Here is a 19,158-nt window from a genome sequence, read left to right as displayed (position 1 = left end):
TCTCTCACTCTAATTCAACATGCGATCATATAAGCATACAAAAACCGACATTTAAACACCCTACCACCACCTATCGTGCATATATGAATACTGAATGTCCATATGAATTTCTATGGTTAAATTTCCGAATATTTCTCACTTTGCGATAAGCCAAAATGAACGCTAAGAGGTACAGTTACACTCAAAGAGGGCAATGAAATCGAAAAGGGTAAGACCGGTATGTATGAAAGCGGCATTCAAACTCTGGACAGAAGTTACTCATTGCTTCGCCGGGTGATAAAAGCCGGGCAACACGGCCTCTCCATTTCTGAGCTCACCGATGCAACGGGCCTGAGCACTGCGACAGTGTATCGCTTGGTTCGCGCTCTAAAAGATCTAGGTCTTGTCAGGCAACCACTTAGTCGTGGGCCAGTTTATCCCGGTCCGGAACTCTTGAGCTGGAGCGAGCTGACCCGCGCCGCACTGGACAAGGTTGCGCACATGCACCTGCTGGACATGGCAGAGAATTTAGGTGACAGCTTTTTTCTTATGATCCCTGACGGCTTTCACGTGCTATGCCTAGATATCGCAGATGGGCAACACCCCGCACGGAGTTACACCCGTCAAAAGGGTGACCGAATTCCCTTCGGGGTCGGCCAGGCGTCCATCGCCATCCTTAGCTTTATGAGCAAGCAAGAACAGACACACATCCTTGACCACAACGAAGCGCCGTTTCTGCGAGCAAAAGGAATCACGCGCGGGCTCGTGCAGGAAGCCATCGCCAACTGCCGACACCTCGAAGTCACCTGCGGAGTGGAAGGCACTGACCCGCCTGAATTTACGGGTGTAGCTGTCCCTGTTTTCGGAAAAAACCAGACACCAATCGCTGCATTAAGTTGTTGCCTGCGGCGCTCACGGTTGTCCGACGAACATTACGAGCGCCTTACAAAATCACTTCTGGCCAGTGCGAGAGCGATTAGCCACAACCTTTTCGACCCGGTGGAAAACACCCGGTAACAGAGTATACCTACGATGAACAGAAGCAACGCCCCCTACCCTGATTATAAACGCGCCTGTGGTTGGAAAGAGACAGCTGAGTTGTCCCAGAAACACCCTCGCCTTACAGGTTCTCAAACCTGCGACGCGATCATTATCGGCGCTGGCTATACCGGAATCGGCATAGCCAGCCAGCTCGCAAAGCTACAGCCAGAAAGTGATATCAGAGTTTTAGAGGCGGAAACCATTGGTGCAGGCTCCCCAGGCCGCAACTCGGGATTCGTTCTCGAGCACGCCTTCACCGGAGTCAACGCTGAAGCGACCGGAGAACTCTACCGGCACTATCAGTCCACCCAAAATGCTATGCGTGAAATAGCCTATCCGGGAGCCGTCACAGCAAACTCTACAATTTTCAAAGGCGCAGCTACAGACCGGGGCATGCGAAATCTCTCAACCTTAGCTTCACTCCTTAAAAAGAGCGGCCAACCCTTCGAGTGGATGAGTCCAGAACGCTTGAGGTCAATTACAGGCAGCAGCTATTACCGTGCTGGGCTGAATTTGCCAGGCAACAGCTTGGTCAACCCCTATGCACTGATTTCGAACTTGGCCCGAAGCCTTCCCGCCACGATTACATTGCATGAGCAGAGCCCGGCTATTCACCTGTCACAAACCTCATCTGGGTGGTTAGCCACAACACCCGAAGGTGCACTTCAGGCACCACAGGTATTTCTAGCCAACAATGCCTTCGCCGCCTCTTTGGGGTTCGGAAATGCTTATAGCGTGAAAATATTTACCTATGCAGGGATCACCCCAAAATTGCCAGCCGATTTATTCGCTGCCCTAGCACCAGAAGGTCAATGGGGGTTGCTGCCTGCCCACCGTCTTGGCTCCACCCTAAGAACCACTGACGATGGAAGACTTCTTATACGCGGCTTTTACGGCTACGAGCGCGAAGGCAATGACGCCACACGAAGCTATCTTGAACAAAGCCTGTTAAACCGTTTCCCTGAACTGAGCAGTTATGGCTTGGAGGAATGGTGGGGCGGCACCACGTCGCTGACAGCCAATGGAGCACCGCTTTGGGGTCAGCTAAAAAAAGGGCTATTCGCCTCCATCGGCTGCAACGGCGTCGGTATTTTAAAGGGAACGCTTCTGGGACAGCAGTTGGCCAATCTAGCTTCCGGCCAGCCCTGCCTGAACGTCCACGAGCTCATGGGCGTGCCCATTTGGATGCCACCTGAGCCAATTAGACACATTGGATTCAACCTCGTCAGCGCCGTAGAAAGGCGGCTGGCAGGTGCTGAGCGCTAACCAAAACCCACCTAAGGAAGAGCAAACATGGTTAAAACAGTAAAAACTGAATTATACGCGTCCCCATCACCACTAGAGTGGGCAACCATTGGTAACGGCATATTGTTCACTGCTCAGATCCCTATTGATGACAAAGGGAAAGTGGTTGACGGCGGTATTGAAGCCCAAACACGCCAGACCATGGAAAACCTTCGCCACACACTGGAATGCGCAAACGCAAACCTCACAGATGTCACACAGGTTTTGATTTATGTTACCGACAGATCGCACCTGCCGGTTGTTAACAAAATCTACGCAGAATACTTCGAAAAGCCGTACCCCAACCGTGCAGCTTTGGTAATAGCCGGCCTTGCTCGAGAAGAGATGCTAGTTGAATTGGTCGTCTATGCGACGGTCGAAGATTAAGCGTTAAATAATTACACAAAAACATTTCTCTTTTTAAAATTCCCAACAAGCTAGGCCGGCTGTTTGGGTCAACCACATGATAGCCCCAATCACTTTGGGGCTTTTTACTCCCTTCCATTCGAAACCTTTGCAATAACTTTGACACCTATTCGTCACGAACCTTCCTTAAGCTGAATCTGGCATATACCAGAGCTCATCATGCCGAGTGTCAAAAACCTAAAATCTAAAACCTAAACAGGAATTACACGATGCCTTTTGGAAAGTTTCCGAGTAAGCAGTTAGCTATTGCTACCGCAGCGCTAGTCGCGCTGAGTGGCTGCAATGACAGCAATAGCAACGAAGACAAAAATAACATCACTAAACCTGACATCGAAACACCAGTAACCGAACCTACCCGCAAGGCACTGGTGATCGGCATTGATGGTTTGATGTACGACTACATCGACGCTGTCGACAACCCCGAGATCGATGAGCCGGAAACCCCAAACTTTGCACGGTTTACGCTAACCAAGAGTTTTACCGGGGGTCTGCTTAACACCGATTCATATCAGGTTTCCTCTTCCGGCCCCAGTTGGTCCAGTATCCTGACGGGCACGTGGCAGGATAGCCACGGGGTGCAAAGCAATAACGATATGCCGGTCGCCAACGAAAGCATTTTCACTAAGCTCAAGCTGCGTGATCCAGCGATCAAAACCGGTAGTTTTGTATCATGGACTCCAATTAACAGCGGTCACATGATCAAAGAAATGTCGAGCATCGATCGAAGAATCGATGGTACGTCCCGCCCCAGCGGTGAATCGGTAGATCCATTCATCACTTCACAGCTGGTGAAGGAGCTGGAACAAGAAGACAGCAATCTCGGCTTTATTTTTACCCACCTGGATGAGCTGGATGGATCAGGCCATTATTGCGGCTGGTGTGAGCGCTATGAAATGACGCTGAGTGAGACCGATGAGCGCTTGGGGGACATTATGGCTGCGGTTGAGCATCGTGAACGCACCCTGAACGAAGACTGGCTGGTAATGATTGTATCCGACCACGGCCATCGTCCGGCCGGGGGGCACGGCGGTAATAGCTTGGCTGAACGCACCAGCGTGATCGGTGTAAACAAGCCTGAGGTGTTCAACCAGTTCCTGACGACTCCAGCCAAGGCACTGGAACTGTCCGATGATGAGGAACAGAACAAACTGATGGCTTATCCCGCTATTACCTCGGTGATGCCCACGGTTATGACCTATTTGGGCCATACCCCAACAGTAGACGACCAACTCGTGAGCCCCTCCCTTATTGGGGACCTAGGTACCTACAAGCTGCTAACTTCAGTAAAACAGACCGAACAGTCGTCAGCCACGGTCAACCTCAGCTGGCAGGCAACCAGCGATGTAAATCGAGTGTTTATCTACCGCAACGGCGAACAGATCGCAGAGGTGGATGCGCGGGAAACTAATTATACCGACACCCTGACACTCGAAAATTTCGGGGAAGGTAGCAACACCGTAGTCTACGCCGTGAAGGGTAATGTGGGCTCGCCGGTCAGCAGTTCGGTAAGAGTCTCGTTGACGGCACCTGTAGACATCGCCGCCCTGCTAGCAGAGCGAGAGGGCCTGTCTAGTTTCAACGCAACCATTGAGCCGTTCGGCTGGATGTCGAACGCGTCCGCCACTCCCTCCTATGTTAACGGCCCATTCAACAAAGCCAAAGCGGTTAATCTACAGCGCAGCCAAGGCTATCTAAGCCAGACTATGGATTTGTCTGGCAAGGACCAGATTTCCTTTGTTTTTCGCTTCCGGATTAACGGTACCCATAGCGGTGACCCCAGCGTGATGTCCAACAAAAACTGGGGCAGTGGCTTTTATAAGGGCTTCATCGTGGCGGCCAAAAACAATTCCATCAAACTGAACCTCGGAGACGGCTCCCACCGGGCCGACACCGCCTATATGCCTCTGGCTAAGGATCAGTGGGTACTTGCCGTTGTTTCAATTGATCTGACGAACGGCAAAGCGGCCTTGTATACGCACGATGAATCCTTTGGTTTTCAGGCTGCACTGACCGATACCGGCGACGTCTCCAGTATCGCCTCACCCAATCCCCTCAATCTGGGTGAGGACGGCACGGGCAACTACAACCTAGGCAAAGGCCTAAATCTGGACGTTGCAGATCTGGTGATATTTAACCGAGCCCTGACAGTGAACGAAGCAATGGGTCTCGCCAACACCACTGCTCGATTGGGCGACCTGTAAGCCCTGCCCCGGCCTGAAGTCAATTGGGCCGGGGGATTTCCTAGCAAAATCCAACTTAGACCCAAGAGTACAGCATGCTTGCTATTTTCGATCTCGACGACACATTAATTAGCGGTGACAGCGCCCACCTGTTCACGGCATTCCTCATAGAGCAAGGACTGCACCCCGACCCCAAGGCAACCGAAAAGGACACCCTGTTTCTCAAACACTACCAGAGTGGGCGCCTGAATTTGAAAGAATATATGAAATTCAGCCTGTTACCCATAAAGGGATGGAGCAAAGAGCAAGTAAACAGCGTGGTCAACGGGTTTATTGACGAGGTAATTCGGCCCCGCATTTGTCCAGCCATGCGCCAGCGCCTTGATTGGCACCGGCAACAACAACACCGACTACTCATTATTTCTGCGACCGGCGAACACCTGGTGCTGCCAATAGCTGAGGCGTTGGGGGTTCCAGATGCACTGGGGATTGAAGTCCTCTGGCGCGATTCCGCACTGACTGGAGAAATCGGTGCCCGGCGCCCCTTTCAAGCCGGTAAGTTAGAAGCGTTAAAGCAGTGGTTGTCTGTGCAAACGACACCTCTGGGAACTACGTGGTTTTATTCCGACTCCCACAATGACCTACCCCTGCTTGAGCAGGTCGATCACCCCGTGGCCGTTAATCCAGACCCGCAGCTACTGGCTCGAGCGCAGACCGCCGGCTGGACCATTCTGGAGGGAGCGAGACTGTGAGCCTCCGCCTCCTGTTACTGATGCGATCCATTCACAGTGGGCGATCTGGGCGCACTACCCCAGGACCACAAGAAACAAGCCAATCAAAATCACACCGACCCCCAGTATTTTGGGGCCGTGCAACGACTCTTTCAAAAACAGCCAGCCCATCAGAACCCCCATAGGAATACTGATCTGCCGAAACGCAACTATATAACTGACGTCTTCAGCGTAGGCCATGGCCCACACCACCAGCGCATAGGTTCCCAGAATCAAAATGCCTGCACCCAGAGTGCTCCGCCATTTCCTCACAAGAACCCTCATCAAGCGCCGCTCTTCAGGCTGGCACAGCACCCCCAGAGAGAGCCAAGCCAATGCCGACCAAGCTTGTAATATCACAAACAGCAACGCCACCTCACCGTCATTGATCGCCAAACCCGGTAGCGCCCGCATCTGCCGAGTGGCGTTATCATCAACCAACGAGTAACCCGCAGTACTCATCGCTGCTATCAGCGCAAACAACGTTGCAAGGTTGGCGTAGTTCGACCAGCGAAAATCCCGGAGGTAGCGCATGGGCAGAACCATACAACCTGCAACGATCAGCAGAATGCCACAGACAGCCGCTGCGGTGATCCTGTCTGCAGTTCCCAGGAACAGGGCTCCAACCAACAAAATGATGAGCGGAGAAGATCGAGCCATGGGGTACACAACGGACATCTCTCCATGGCGATACGCAGCCGCAAGCGCACTAAGATATAAAGCCTGAAAGACGCCAGTAAGAATCACAAGCGTCCATATTTGCAGAGTCAATTGTTGCAGAACATCCCAGTAAGAGAAAAGCAGAGGTGACGAAAGTATCGCCCCCCAAAAAGTGCTGTACCAAAAAAAAGCGCCACTTGGGTTGACGCTTTTTCCGAACAGGTTCCAGCTTGCATGAGCCAGAGCCGACAGCAGAACAATCAAAGTTGCCGAGAGGGTCATACCTTTCCTTGGCGCCAGGCTCTGGTGGAACGATCCAACCAGAACCGCAATAACCCCTGAACCAATTTCGCGCCGGCACAGGTGATAGTAATCAACACCGCCATAGCCGCCGCTGGCGCAATGTCACCGGCTTCGTCCATATTCAGCACCGCCACTGAGGCAAGCTGAGAATCATGTCCGTACAAGAACACCACTGCGGACACTGTCGTCATGGCATTTACAAACAAGTACAGAGCCACATCGAGGATCGCAGGTAAACACAGGGGCAAGGTAACGGTGACTAACACCCGCCAGCGGGATGCCTTCAGCGATTCACCCACGGCCTCAAATTCCCGGTCGAGCTGCTTCAAGGCCGTGATCGCCGTCAGATGCGAGACCGCATAGAAATGGGCGACGGTACATAGAATCAGGATCAACAGAGAGCCGTAAATCATATTCAAAGGATTATTCGGGTCGTTGAAAAAGAAAATGTACGAAAGCCCGAGTACCAGCCCCGGCACCGCCAGGGGCAGCAAAGAAAGCAGGTGGAACAGCCCTTTAAGACCTGATGGCTGGGGTGTTCGCTCCATCAGCCAGGCATTAAAGAACACCAGCGCCGTTCCAAATACCATTGCACCCAGCGCCATTTGAACGCTGTTGATGTAGGCCCCCCAGCCGCCCCCATCCATCAGATCGAATTGATAATTCCTGAAACTCATCTCCAGGTTATATGGCCAGAAAGTGACTAGCGATGCGTAGATGGCCATGCCAATGATCGCGAGAATAAACACGACCGCAGGGAGTAGCATCAGAGCACCGAACCAGTCACGGGCTTTGTTGGCTCTGGGCTTGTAGGGCGTCGACTGAGCGGTAAAGCTGGCGGTCTGCTTGCGCTGCACATATCGGTCTGCGACGAAAGCCAGAAGCGCTGGCAGCAACAGCAACACACTCACTACCGCCCCCATTTCAAATCGTTGCTGACCAACCACCTGTTTGTATATATCGGTAGCAAGCACGTCAAACTGACCACCAATCACTTTGGGCACCCCAAAGTCTGTGATCACTAACGTAAATACCACGAACGCGGCACTTACCAGACCGTATCGGGCACCCGGCACCGTGACCGTCCAGAAAATTCGCCAAGGGCTGGCTTTCAAAGAAGTGGCGGCTTCGTAATGGCGCCCGTCGGCATTTTCCATGGCGGTCAGAAGAATCATCAACGCATGAGGAAAAGTCCAGAAACACGAGCCCAGAACGACTCCGATTGGACCGTAAATTTCGGCACCAAACAACCAGCTTTTCAAGACCCCTTGATTCCCGAACAGATACACCAAACTGATGGCCGACAGCAGCGACGGCGCCAGGATTGGCACTACCAGGATGCCTCGAATTAATCCGGTCAATGGCAATCGTGTACGCGTTAAAGCCCAAGCCGCCATAAAGGCCAGCAGAACTACCACAACCGTACTTAAACCAGCGACCCACAGGGAGTTGAAAAGAGCTGACTCGACTGCCCCGGAACCTAGATACTGAGCAAAATTTTCGAGACCGACAAAGTCACCGGCTTTATTTTTCACACTTTTTGACAACAGGGTGTACAGTGGGGCCAAGACCAGTAATGTCAGTACGCCACACCCCAGAAGCAGCAACAGAGTATAGCCCCAGCGCTGAGCGAGCTGTTGCGCCTTTTCACTCAGCGGCACTGATGCCGCAGTAGATGCAGAAAGGTTCATAAATTCATCATTTCGTCAGTCAATAGTCGTTCTCTCAGGCCGCGAAGCAGTGCAACGAGTCTGAGGGTAAAGTCACATTCACCCAAGCACCTTGGGCCAAACCAAGCTCGCGAGCTGAGCGGGGGTCTACGTCCACCACCAAACGCAGCCCACACCCTCTGAGAGTCACTTGTGTCCGAACGAAGGCTCCCAGGTAGTCCAGTGTGTTTACCTGCGCCTCCCAACCATCGCCAGTTATTGGCTGCAGGTGTACATCTTCTGGACGAATCGCCAGCCGCACGGCACCTTTCCCGCGGGGCAACGGTTTTGGTAAATGCAGCACACGACTACCGAGTTGCACAGAACGATCGTTGACTGCAGCGCTGTCCATAAAGTTCATCGCCCCGATGAACTCAGCGACAAACGCTGACGCTGGCTGCTGATACACCTCCACCGGCGTTCCTACCTGCTCGATGACACCGTTGTTCATCACCACGACCCGATCGGCCATGGCAAGAGCTTCTTCCTGATCGTGGGTCACCATGATTGTGGTGACCCCCAACTGTTGCTGCAAATGTCGAATTTCGGCCCGCAGGTGATTACGAACTTTGGCGTCTAGGGCCGACAACGGCTCATCAAGCAACAGCAATCCGGGACTGGGCGCTAAAGCACGAGCCAAAGCCACTCGCTGTTGCTGGCCACCGGACAACTGGGTTGGGTACTTTTTGGCCTGGTCGGGCAATCCGACGGTGGTTAATAGCTCACAAACTCTATGCTGTATTTGTTGCTTAGGCGCACCCACACTGCGCAAGCCGTAGGCAACATTGTCCGCAACCGTCATATTCGGGAACAAGGCATAGGACTGAAAAACAATGCCAAAATCTCTCGCGTGAGGCGGCTTCAAAGATATATCGTCTCCGCCTTGGTACAGTGAACCTGAAGACTGGGTTTCCAGACCTGCAATAATTCTCAGAAGCGTGGTTTTACCGCATCCGGAAGGTCCGAGGAAACACACCAATTCGCCCGGTTCTACCTCCAGATTGATATCACGAAGCGCACAAAAATCACCAAAATGTTTGCCGACATTTTTCACGACCAACCGGCTTCCCTGGATAGACTGTTTCATCGTTTAACCCTCCGTCATTTATTCCAGCTTTGTCAGAGTTTCCGGCCCCGCCGAGGGGCCGGAAACAGCCCGATTATTGCGCTTCCGATTTGGTGTCGTAACGCTTCTGCCATTTCGACAGAATCGCCTCGCGATTCTCGGCTGCCCAGGCAAAGTCGTTATCGATGATCAGCTCGTCTGCATTTTCCGGAAAGTGTTTCACCGGCTTGGCCACGCCGGGCATCGCCACAATGGCAAAGCCTTCGTTGTACATTTCCATGGCCTCGCGGCTGATCGCCCAGTCAACCAGCGTCTGAGCGGCATCCATCTTAGAGGTGCCCTTGATGATACCGGCAGCTTCCACTTCCCAGCCCAGCCCCTCTTCAGGGAACACCAGTTCCAGAGGTGCACCTTGGTCTTTTAGACGAGCACCGCGAAAAGCAAATGACACTCCGATGGGAGTTTCACCAGAGGCCGCCATTTTGCAGGGCTTGGAGCCAGAATGGGTGTAGCGACTAATATTGTTGTGCAGGCCATCCATGAAAGCCCAGCCTTCGTCCTCGCCCATCATCTGCAACCAGGCAGAGACATCCAGGAACCCGGTTCCGGAGGAATTGGGATTCGGCATAACCACATGCCCTTGATAAACCGGCTTAGTGAGATCCTGCCAACTGGAAGGCAGCGGCAAGCCTTCATTCTCAGCCTCAATAGTGTTTACACAGACGGCGGCCATCCAGGCATTCATGCCAACCCAGGAGGGCACCTCATCGCGATCGCGAAACTTGGGTGACAGATTTTCCAGCCCCTCCGGTGCGTATGGCGCAAGCATGCCTTCATTCTTCAGCATCAGAAGGCTCGTGCCTGCAAGCCCCCAAACGACATCAGCACGGGGATTTTCTTTCTCAGCCAGCAAACGGGCGGTAACAATGCCAGTGGAATCACGGACCCAATTAATTTTGATGTCCGGATGGTCATCGTTAAAGCTCTGCGCGTATCTTTTCAGGTCGTCTGCTTCCAGAGCGGTGTAAACGGTAAGTTCAGTCTGAGCCTGAACGCCGGCAGCCGCAGCGCAAAGTGAGAAGGCAAGAGCGGATTTAAGCTTTTTCACGTGGCGATCCTCGTCGTAGATTGAATAAGTCATCAATTTCTGGTCTATACCAGAGCTTCACCACCACGATAACGACCCTGGATGTCATTATCGTGACAGTGCTGTGACGATTTCTGAGTGGCCAATCAGGGGCGGTCGCCAGCCTCAATCCGCTCCTGAATATTCGCGACAACCTCCGGCAGCTCATCAATGGAATCAATAAGATAGTGAGCACCCGTGAGAGCCATTTTTTGGTGCGCTACACGAAGACACTGAGCCCGTTCGTCATCATCCAGCTGTTCAAGCTGCGACTGCGACAAACCCACGGCATTCCCCGAAGCCACCACAGCAACCGTCCACATTCCCGCATTCAACCCTTCCTCAATGCCGGTGGCGGTATCGTCCACTTTTACGCAACCTTGAACGGCAGTCGCCCCCAGCTCCATGGCATTGCAAAAGCTCATATACGGCGCCGGGCGACCCTGAGGTACCTCGGTGGCACAGACAACGCTCTCAGGTTCAAAACCCTGACGACGAAGCTCCGGTAGCATCACGTTAACCATCTCTCGACTGTAGCCCGTATTAACGCCCAGCTTGATGCCATGGTCGCGAGCAAATGCCTGCAGATTCAAGGCTCCAGGAATCAACTCAGAGCGTTCCGCAATCGCCTGGACCTGAAACGGTACAAAAGCGTGATAAAGTCGCTCAACATCTTCCTCGGTCGGCGCGGCGCCAGTGCGATCCTGCCATTGCCGCTGAATCCGAGGCATCGCCAGCAGTTGCCGGATGTGCTCTCGCTTTTCGGTGCCCATCGGCTCACGGGCCTCTGCCTCCGTCAGCGAAAGACCTTCGGATTCAAACAGTGTGAGAAACGCTTGAATCGGTGCCAACGAGCCAAAGTCCACACACGTGCCGGCAAGATCCAGAATGATGGCCTGTACAGGCCCGGTGTACGAACGGGTATAACGGTACATAACAACTCCTTCAGTCGGATTTAAGGTTATCAGGGGTCAAGACAGGAGGTGGCACAGGCAGTGTCAGCCCCATATTTTTGCAGGCATTGGCCACCGCAGAAATAACGTCGTCCATTTGCTCATCAAACAGCTGGCCAATACAGCCAATTCGGAAGCTGTCAGTAACCGTGAGCTTGCCAGGGTAGATGACAAAACCCTGGTGCTTGATCTCATCGTAAAACTGGCGGAAGTCGAACGTTGACGCGCCCGGTGACAAAAAGGTCGTAATAATCGGAGAAAGCCACTCGTCGGCTAGCAAAGTCTGGAAACCCAGCTCTCGCATGCCAGCCACCAGCCGGTTCCGGTTGCGGGTATACCGGGTCAAACGCCCCGCCACTCCGCCTTCAGCCTCATGCTCTTTCAGCGCTTGCAGAAACGCGGCTACGACGTGGGTCGGCGGTGTATACCGCCACTGACCGTTTTTTTCCATGTAGCGCCACTGCTCATATAAATCCAGCGACAGACTGTGACAACGGCCTTGAGCGCCTTCCAACAACGACCGCTCAATGATTGCGAAGCCGAATCCGGGCACACCTTCAAAGCACTTGTTTGCGGATGACACCAGCGCTGCACAGGGCAATGCTGCGACGCTCACGGGCAAGGCTCCGAATGCACTCATGCTATCAATGATCAACCGGGTACCCGCCTGCTCACAAACTTCCGCAATCTCCTCAATCGGATTGAGGATTCCGGAGCTGGTTTCGCAATGGACCACCACAACTTGGGCCACCTCGGGGTGAGCACTCAGGAATGCGGCCACTTCATCGCCGCGCGGGGGTTCATAGTCGCCTTTGTCGATGCTCAAGTACGGCCGATCCAGGTAATCCAAAATCTGACCTATCCGCTTGCCATAAGCGCCGTTCATCAGCACGAGGGTGTGGCTATCTGGGGCTATCAACGTCCCTAAGACCGCTTCAACAGCGAAGGTGCCACTGCCCTGCACCGGTACACAAACGTGGCTTTGCTCGCCGCCGGCCGCCTCCAGCAATCGCTGACACACTTGTGCGGTCATGCCATTGAAATCACCATCCCAGGAACCCCAGTCCCGAAGCATCGCCTGCTTGACTGTCAAGCTGGTGGTCAACGGGCCAGGGGTAAGTAGGTAAGGGTCTTTCTCAATCATAGGTAATCTCCGTGGTAATTAACCGGAACGCTTACGGGCGCGAGCCTCGGCACAGCGTTGGATAAAAGTGGCATCAAAAGAATCGACTGGGCCAAACCGATCCAGCCTGAAATCGTTGATAGAAACAAAAGGGGTCTGACCGGACACCAAATCTGATACGAGGCGCCCAATACCTCCCGACAGACCAACACCAGCCCCCGAACACCCGGTAGCCGCGAGGAATCCACCCACACCGGGCATCGCTCCGATCAGCGGCGCACTGTCCGGCGTATAGCTAGAAATGCTGCTGATGTAGTGGGCGAGGGTCAGCTCTTCGAGTACCGGGCATTGACGCTGAAATGCCGGATAGCCTGTTTCCAGGGCCTCATCGCCAGTCGGATCGACATCGAAGCGATAACCATGCAGGCTATCGGGGAGAGCGTCCGGTTGGGCGTAAACGGCGCGGCTATCACGCAGCCCGAACAGCAGGCCGCCTACTTCTGGGCGTGCGTAGGCGCCGCTGTCGGGCAGAATGGTCATAGGAGCACCGTTAGCAATTCTCGGGTGAGGCGCAGAAATCCAGTAATGACTTCGAATTGGTGCCATCGCCAGGTTGATACCCTGTTGATGCGCCAGCGCCGTGCTCCAGGGACCTGCGGCATCTATCACTAATCCTGCCTGAACCGTATCGTCAGTCGACAGCCGAACACCTGTAACACGCTCCCCAGACCCAACCAGCTCCGTCACCTCGTGGTGCAAGAGGAATCGAACACCGTTACGCCGGGCCGCACGAGCGTATGCCATGCACAAGGCATACGGGTCGATATAACCATCGTCTGGGAGAAACAGGGCCCGAGTCCCCTCCTCCAGAGCCAGCCAAGGAGACAATTTTTCCGCTTCGGAGTTATCAAGCCATTCGGTGTGCCGTCCAAATTCGGATGCTCTGAGGGCCAGAATCTCGAGCTGACAATGCCCTGACGCGGAAGCAGCAACCTGCAAACTGCCCGCCCGCTGAATTGGCAGTGGCGTAACGGCGTCCTGCTCTAGCCGGTCGATGGCTTCAAAGGTCTCGGTCGCCAGTGCGGTCAGACCTGAGGACGGACGAATCCTGGTCAACAGGCCGGCTGCTTGACTGGTGGTTTGCTCGGCCAGTCCTCCGCGCTCAATGACGGTGACGGTCAGGCCGGGTTGTTGGCTGAGATAACTGGCAATGGAACATCCCAGGATGCCGCCGCCAATGACGACGACATCTGGATGATTGGCAATGGACATGGCAACTCCCCACTTATCTGGTATAGACCAGTATCACGGGAAGTTATGACAGTTTAATGAAGGATAGATGACGAAATAACGAGCAGACTCAAGCCACATTCACCTGAATACTGAGGGTGTCGTGAAGCCAGAACTCCTCGTCAAACTCCACAAAAACCCCGGCAGCGTCCCGGCTACAGCGATTCACGCACAGTCCTGCGGTACCGGCATTGACGCTCAGCGCGGATGCCTGAGGATCCACCAGCGCAGTGGGAAACATTTCAATCTTCTTCTGAACCAAATCAACGCTGTATTGATCGCGCAGAAGCTTCCACAGAGAGCGATTGAAATCAAAACCTTTGATGCCCGGGAGGTGACGGGAGTTGAGATAGATGTTTTCCACCAGCACCGGCCGCTCATCCAGGTAACGTCGGCGCCGGACCAGCACCACCGGATCCCCAGTCTCAAGACCTGTCTTACCCGCCAGCCAAGCCGAGGCAACAGTGCAGCGAACCTCAAGCGTCTCCGTTCGGGGGAGACGCCCTTGGGTAACAGCATTGTCCGAAAAACTGTAATCTTCCGTAGGGTTGTAGATCAGGCGCGGTGGGGACACAAACCACCCCCTTCGGTTGGAGCGATATATACGCCCTTCTGCTTCCAACTGAGCCAGCGCAAGCCGTGCTGTTACTCGCGTGGTCTCAAAACGTTCGGCAAGAACCCGCTCCGAGGGCAGCTTGATGTTCGCCGTCACCTCTCCCCGCTCTATCTGCTCAGCCAGCTGATCCCTGACACGCAAATACAGAGGCGAGCCGGCCTCTGAGGTGGCGATATTCTCTGGCATGTAACAAAACTCCGTATCGAAAAACGAGAGAGCATAACTGCAGTTTAATGCAGCATTGTGACACCCCCAAGTTACTTGAAATCCAACGGTCACCTAGTTGCAATGATTCCCCGCCAAAATATCCTGACACCGAAATCTGGCAGATACCATTAGGGTTCCATGTTCTTTAAGACGGGGAGATCTATTTTTTAGCTCACTTCACTCAGGCACACTGGCTATCTGCTTGTTCCCGATCGGGAAAATCAGAACAACCCGCAACCCCGGCTGGGCACTGGCCATCGACAGGTGAACATTAAGGCGCTGACATCCGGTATTCACCAACGCCAAGCCCAGGCCAATACCGCCCGAGCGCCGGTCTCGGCTTGGATCGAGCCGGCTAAAAGGCTGCAATGCCTGTTGCCGTAATTCCTCGGCAATGCCCGGGCCATCATCGCTGATCGACAGTTGCAACCGCCCGTTGTGAACCCCCAGTGTCACCGCCACACGGGACCTGGCGTATTGCTCTGCGTTATTCAGAAGATTGTCGATAATCAAATGCAGAAAATGTTCGTCTGTGGTGATCTCCGCGGGCTGCAACTCAAACTCCCAACTCAGACTGGATGTTCTGCCCCGGCGTAATCTCAGTTTCTGTTCCACCCAAGCCTTCAGGTCCAGCCTCTGACAATTGATCTCACTGTTTTGGAGCCGCACAAGCTGAAGGCTGTTGCTGGTGACGTTTTCCAGCTCATCTATGTAACGATCAAGATCCTGGAGCAAAGCAGCATGACTGTCGTCTTGTGGCTGGTAACGCTGCAACAATGCCAGGGCCAGACGGACACGACTAAGTGGTGTGCGCATTTCATGTGCCATGGCATTGGCCAGCAGTCGTTTTTCTTCCAGGTTCGTCTGGATAAGGCCAATCATCCGATTAAAACGATTGGCCAACTGGTAAAAAGGATGTACAGCAATGGTCGGAATCCGAACCGAGTAGTCTCCCAAGGCCAACGCATCGGTGGCTTCTCGCAACTGGCTTATCCAGCCCAATAAACGTTTCACCGGCCAAAGCAAAAACACGCCAATACTCAGCAATAGCAGCAGGGTCACCAGCAGCGCGGTTGCCAGAACCTCCAGCGGAAAACCGTCAGTCTCGGCCTCTTGCAGATGTTGTTCGCTGTCACGTACCCAGTAGGCTTGTGCCTGATTGCGAAGACTTGCCTGAAAACCATCAAAGTACCGATACACCGAGATGGTCAGGTCATCGCCCTGCCACTCACCGATTACCGAACCGGCGTTGGCCGATGCACCTGCACGGGCATCGGATTGCAGATAAGCGATAACGTCGAAGCCGTGATCATTAACCACGCTCTGAACACAGGGGTTGCTTAGCTGTTGGCTCCGACACTGGGCCTCGGCCACACGCACACTTCGCTCAACATCACGGGCAAAGTCCTGCCAGTCACTCTGGTTTTCAAGATAATTGATGGTAAAAAACAACACCGCTACCGTCAGCACCAGAGCCAGTGCTACCACGCCATACAGATACCAGAAAAAACTAACGGGTTTCATCGTTTGCCAACATGTAACCCACACCGCGAACGGTTTTGATAATGCGTGGCGATTCTGAGTCTGCCAGGCGCTTTCTCAGAGACGATATGCGCATATCCAGGGAACGATCACTGCCGTCGTAATCAATCCCCCGCAATGCCCGGAAGCAACGATCACGGCTGACGGCCTGCCCCTGGTGCCGGGCCAGCAACTCCAGCAAGTCGAATTCGGCACTCTGAATCTCGATCACCTTGTCGTTCAGCAGCACCTCGCGCCGGCCCGGTACAATCCTCAACGGCCCACTGCGGTATTCGTTCACCGTCGGGCGACGGCTGGTGCAACGCTTCAGAAGCGCCTGAATTCGCATCAGCAAGACATCGGGCCGAATGGGTTTGCGCACATAATCATCCGCGCCACTGCGAAATGCGGTCAGCTCCGAGATATCGTCGTCGCAGGCGGTCAGCATCAGCACCGGGCCATCATAAAACGCGCGAATTTGCTGGCACACCTGCAACCCGTCCTGACCGGGCAGAAGAATGTCGAGAATGATCAGATCGGGTGGCGACTGGCGTACGCGTAACGGAGCCTGATCCCCCCGCTGGCAAACATCCACAACATAGCCTTCGGTTTGCAGAAAAACCGTTAACAGCCGGCTGATTTCAGCATCGTCTTCGACCACCAGCAGATGAATATCAGCGCTCATTAGTACCGGTCCTTCTTAAATCGGATGTCCATCAACTGCAGTGCCGTGATGGACATCACTCAACGGTCTGAGGTCTCAGCGTGGCCGAGAGAGCTTCAGCACCTGGTCGGTAAACTGGACTTTTTCAATGTTAACCAGGGTGTCGATACCATCACGATCAGCAACAATGTCCTTGATCTGCCAGGCGCCATCTGTCGCCTTCAGCTGATACTCACGCCGCAAGCCTTTCATGAGAACCGTGTCCTCGGAGCCAGCGGCACCGTCAATGCGGTTGTTGCCGGCATTGCCTTGCAGTACGTTGTTGTAATCATTGCCACGAATGTTGCTGCTGTTACGGCCCGTCAAAGACACATGCCGCAGAAACTGGCTTTGATGGGTGTAATCGACCTTGGCATCGAATGCCAGAGAAAAGGTCTCGCCAGCCGGGAAATCCGGGCTGATTGGCATCATGGTCACAATGGTGGATGGCCATACTTCCTCGATCAACGCCAGACCACCAGGGTCACGCTGCTTCTGTCGTGCTCGGTTAATCCCGGCATAACCGTCGAGACCTGAGTCTGCATGCCCCCAAAGCCCATAATAACCCTCAACGGCAGCAGCCAGGTACTCATAATTCAGTGAGGTGTAGCCATTGTCGTCAAGTTCCGCGCTCCACTCATTGATGTCGTCCTGAGACGGCCTCCAGCTCTTACTTTGCAGCGCCCGGTTGGCTTGCGCCACGATGCGTTGTTGCAATGCCGGTTCAGCCACTGCCAACCCGTGGCCCTGTACCAAATGCAGAACCTCCTCGTAAGTCGCGTCACGTGCGACGGGAGGCTTGCGATTCATATAACGAACGTCACCCTCCACAAACACCTCTGTCGCACTTAAGTCCTGGCCGTGTTGCGCCAGCGGTAATTCGCCAAAATCACCGTCAAAGGCCGCTTGAGCATCTGCCTCTTTGGCAAACATAAACAGACCAGCCTGTTGATCAGCCAATTTATTGGCCATGGCATTTTTGTTCAGTACCCCTTGCTCATTGGAAAGGTAGTGGCCCATCACTGAACGCGCTTTGACAATCTGCTGCGTAGACACGTCGCTGGCGGCAAAAATGTGAATCGGCTTATTATTGGGGCTATCGATCCAAGTGTACTGAGTAAACAAAGCTTTCAGCTCACGATTGTTCTGCGCATGAGCTGTAATCATATTCAGCTCTTTGTCGTTGGCTGCACGCGTTGTAATGCCAAAGCGCTGGCGCTCATCCACACTCATCCAATGGATATTGTCGGCATTGGCGGCCGTGATGGTGAACCAGTAAAAGTCCGGGTCGATTCCCAATGCCTGATAATAATCGAGAAACATCTTATGGCCCGGGTGATCACGATCCAGAGTGCTGGCATCAGTCACCCCGCCACCGGCCCAGGAATGCACGCCAATCAGCACATTGGGTGCGGCAATGCGTTCTTTGCCAGCTAAAAACAGATCCACGCCGCCGGAAGCAATCTGGCTGCCCGGTGGCAGATAGGTATTTAGCCCCAATTCACGCAATCGCAACCCGGCCTTAAGGTTCATTTCATCGTCAAGGGAGCCAGGAACATTTTGCATCACAATGGTCCTAACCTGCGGATTCTCGGCCACCAGTGCGTTTAACTGATCAACGATCTTGCTGGTGATCTCACCATTCATAATGGCCCAGTCACCCCGAACCGAAAACAATGGGCTCTTGTGCTCACTCACCGGTTCAGAGCGTTCATTGCTGGACGAGCCACCACATGCACCCAGCGCCAGAGCAGCGACCAGCGCCGGGACCAGCATAAGTAACTTGCGGTTGAATAACGTGCGTCGAAAAAAGTTCATCTAATCGTCTCCTGTAAGAACAGGAGCAGATTAATCCAGTGCAGGACAGAAACAGATCTGACAAATGTTGCGACTTTGTCAGTAGATGTCAGCTCTACCTGGCAGTCATTCGAATCCCGACACGCATTGATCAGGCGCGAGCCTTCTCAAGAGCTCAATTTCAGAATCATCGGGTGAAATCACTTCTACACAGCTTCCGACCTCAACAATAGACCTGCTTACAACGAGCTTTGTTTCACTATCCTTGAGGTGGACCCAATCAGTTGGACAACCTGATGGTGTCCCTAACCCGGATTTCTCATGAGGGGATAAAAGAAAGCGGCTGAAAGTGCTATAGTTTCAGGACCTTACACCGTTCACTAAGCACCAACAGCCGCTATCCG

16 protein-coding genes are annotated in these 19,158 nt (G+C 53.7%); 5 read left to right on the top strand and 11 right to left on the bottom strand.

What is annotated here, in order from left to right; genetic code table 11:
• Nucleotides 1–219: 219 nt before the first annotated feature.
• From DOQ08_RS15735 to DOQ08_RS15715, 5 genes are all read left to right on the top strand, one after another.
• On the top strand, nucleotides 220–996 hold the full coding sequence (locus DOQ08_RS15735; RefSeq protein WP_114335945.1) for an IclR family transcriptional regulator: 777 nt from the start codon (nucleotides 220–222) through the stop codon (nucleotides 994–996).
• Between the two features lie 15 nt (nucleotides 997–1,011).
• Nucleotides 1,012–2,286, top strand: a complete 1,275-nt coding sequence (locus tag DOQ08_RS15730; protein ID WP_114335944.1) for an NAD(P)/FAD-dependent oxidoreductase — start codon at nucleotides 1,012–1,014, stop codon at nucleotides 2,284–2,286.
• Nucleotides 2,287–2,313: 27 nt separating this feature from the next.
• Nucleotides 2,314–2,691 carry a RidA family protein gene (locus tag DOQ08_RS15725; RefSeq protein ID WP_114335943.1) on the top strand — a complete coding sequence of 126 codons (378 nt, stop codon included), beginning with the start codon at nucleotides 2,314–2,316 and terminating at the stop codon, nucleotides 2,689–2,691.
• A 248-nt stretch (nucleotides 2,692–2,939) separates the two neighbouring features.
• Nucleotides 2,940–4,931, top strand: coding sequence for an alkaline phosphatase family protein (locus DOQ08_RS15720; protein WP_114335942.1), 1,992 nt, complete (start codon nucleotides 2,940–2,942; stop codon nucleotides 4,929–4,931).
• 74 nt (nucleotides 4,932–5,005) lie between these two features.
• On the top strand, nucleotides 5,006–5,662 hold the full coding sequence (locus tag DOQ08_RS15715; RefSeq protein ID WP_114335941.1) for an HAD family hydrolase: 657 nt from the start codon (nucleotides 5,006–5,008) through the stop codon (nucleotides 5,660–5,662).
• 54 nt (nucleotides 5,663–5,716) lie between these two features.
• Here DOQ08_RS15715 and DOQ08_RS15710 read toward each other — a convergent pair whose 3' ends face one another.
• The 11 genes from DOQ08_RS15710 to DOQ08_RS15660 form a co-directional block, all read right to left on the bottom strand.
• Entirely contained in the window at nucleotides 5,717–6,622 is a 906-nt protein-coding gene (locus DOQ08_RS15710) for a DMT family transporter (protein ID WP_114335940.1), read from the bottom strand.
• Nucleotides 6,619–8,334 carry a putative 2-aminoethylphosphonate ABC transporter permease subunit gene (locus DOQ08_RS15705; protein WP_114335939.1) on the bottom strand — a complete coding sequence of 572 codons (1,716 nt, stop codon included), beginning with the start codon at nucleotides 8,332–8,334 and terminating at the stop codon, nucleotides 6,619–6,621. The genes DOQ08_RS15710 and DOQ08_RS15705 overlap by 4 nt, the downstream gene beginning before the upstream one ends.
• Nucleotides 8,335–8,368: 34 nt before the next feature.
• Nucleotides 8,369–9,439 carry a putative 2-aminoethylphosphonate ABC transporter ATP-binding protein gene (locus tag DOQ08_RS15700; protein WP_114335938.1) on the bottom strand — a complete coding sequence of 357 codons (1,071 nt, stop codon included), beginning with the start codon at nucleotides 9,437–9,439 and terminating at the stop codon, nucleotides 8,369–8,371.
• A gap of 73 nt (nucleotides 9,440–9,512) precedes the next feature.
• Nucleotides 9,513–10,559, bottom strand: a complete 1,047-nt coding sequence (locus tag DOQ08_RS15695) for a putative 2-aminoethylphosphonate ABC transporter substrate-binding protein (protein ID WP_114335937.1) — start codon at nucleotides 10,557–10,559, stop codon at nucleotides 9,513–9,515.
• Nucleotides 10,560–10,651: 92 nt separating this feature from the next.
• The gene (gene phnX / locus DOQ08_RS15690; RefSeq protein WP_114335936.1) at nucleotides 10,652–11,479 is read right to left on the bottom strand and encodes a phosphonoacetaldehyde hydrolase; all 828 of its coding nucleotides are present in this window, start codon (nucleotides 11,477–11,479) and stop codon (nucleotides 10,652–10,654) included.
• A 10-nt stretch (nucleotides 11,480–11,489) separates the two neighbouring features.
• A complete protein-coding gene (locus tag DOQ08_RS15685; protein ID WP_114335935.1) occupies nucleotides 11,490–12,641 on the bottom strand; it encodes a 2-aminoethylphosphonate--pyruvate transaminase in 1,152 nt (383 codons plus the stop codon).
• Nucleotides 12,642–12,659: 18 nt separating this feature from the next.
• Nucleotides 12,660–13,892, bottom strand: a complete 1,233-nt coding sequence (locus DOQ08_RS15680; RefSeq protein WP_114335934.1) for an NAD(P)/FAD-dependent oxidoreductase — start codon at nucleotides 13,890–13,892, stop codon at nucleotides 12,660–12,662.
• A gap of 88 nt (nucleotides 13,893–13,980) precedes the next feature.
• The gene (locus DOQ08_RS15675) at nucleotides 13,981–14,712 is read right to left on the bottom strand and encodes a UTRA domain-containing protein (protein WP_114335933.1); all 732 of its coding nucleotides are present in this window, start codon (nucleotides 14,710–14,712) and stop codon (nucleotides 13,981–13,983) included.
• 198 nt (nucleotides 14,713–14,910) lie between these two features.
• Nucleotides 14,911–16,257 carry an ATP-binding protein gene (locus DOQ08_RS15670; RefSeq protein WP_114335932.1) on the bottom strand — a complete coding sequence of 449 codons (1,347 nt, stop codon included), beginning with the start codon at nucleotides 16,255–16,257 and terminating at the stop codon, nucleotides 14,911–14,913.
• Nucleotides 16,244–16,939 (bottom strand): response regulator transcription factor, encoded by a 696-nt coding sequence (locus DOQ08_RS15665; RefSeq protein ID WP_114335931.1) that lies wholly within the window; start codon nucleotides 16,937–16,939, stop codon nucleotides 16,244–16,246. Before DOQ08_RS15665 ends, DOQ08_RS15670 begins: the two co-directional genes overlap by 14 nt.
• A gap of 75 nt (nucleotides 16,940–17,014) precedes the next feature.
• Nucleotides 17,015–18,775 (bottom strand): COG3904 family protein, encoded by a 1,761-nt coding sequence (locus DOQ08_RS15660; RefSeq protein ID WP_114335930.1) that lies wholly within the window; start codon nucleotides 18,773–18,775, stop codon nucleotides 17,015–17,017.
• Nucleotides 18,776–19,158 lie beyond the last annotated feature (383 nt).

The sequence above is a fragment of the Marinobacter litoralis genome, assembly GCF_003336705.1.
Lineage (GTDB): Bacteria > Pseudomonadota > Gammaproteobacteria > Pseudomonadales > Oleiphilaceae > Marinobacter > Marinobacter litoralis.
This window is presented reverse-complemented; position numbering and strand designations above follow the sequence as displayed.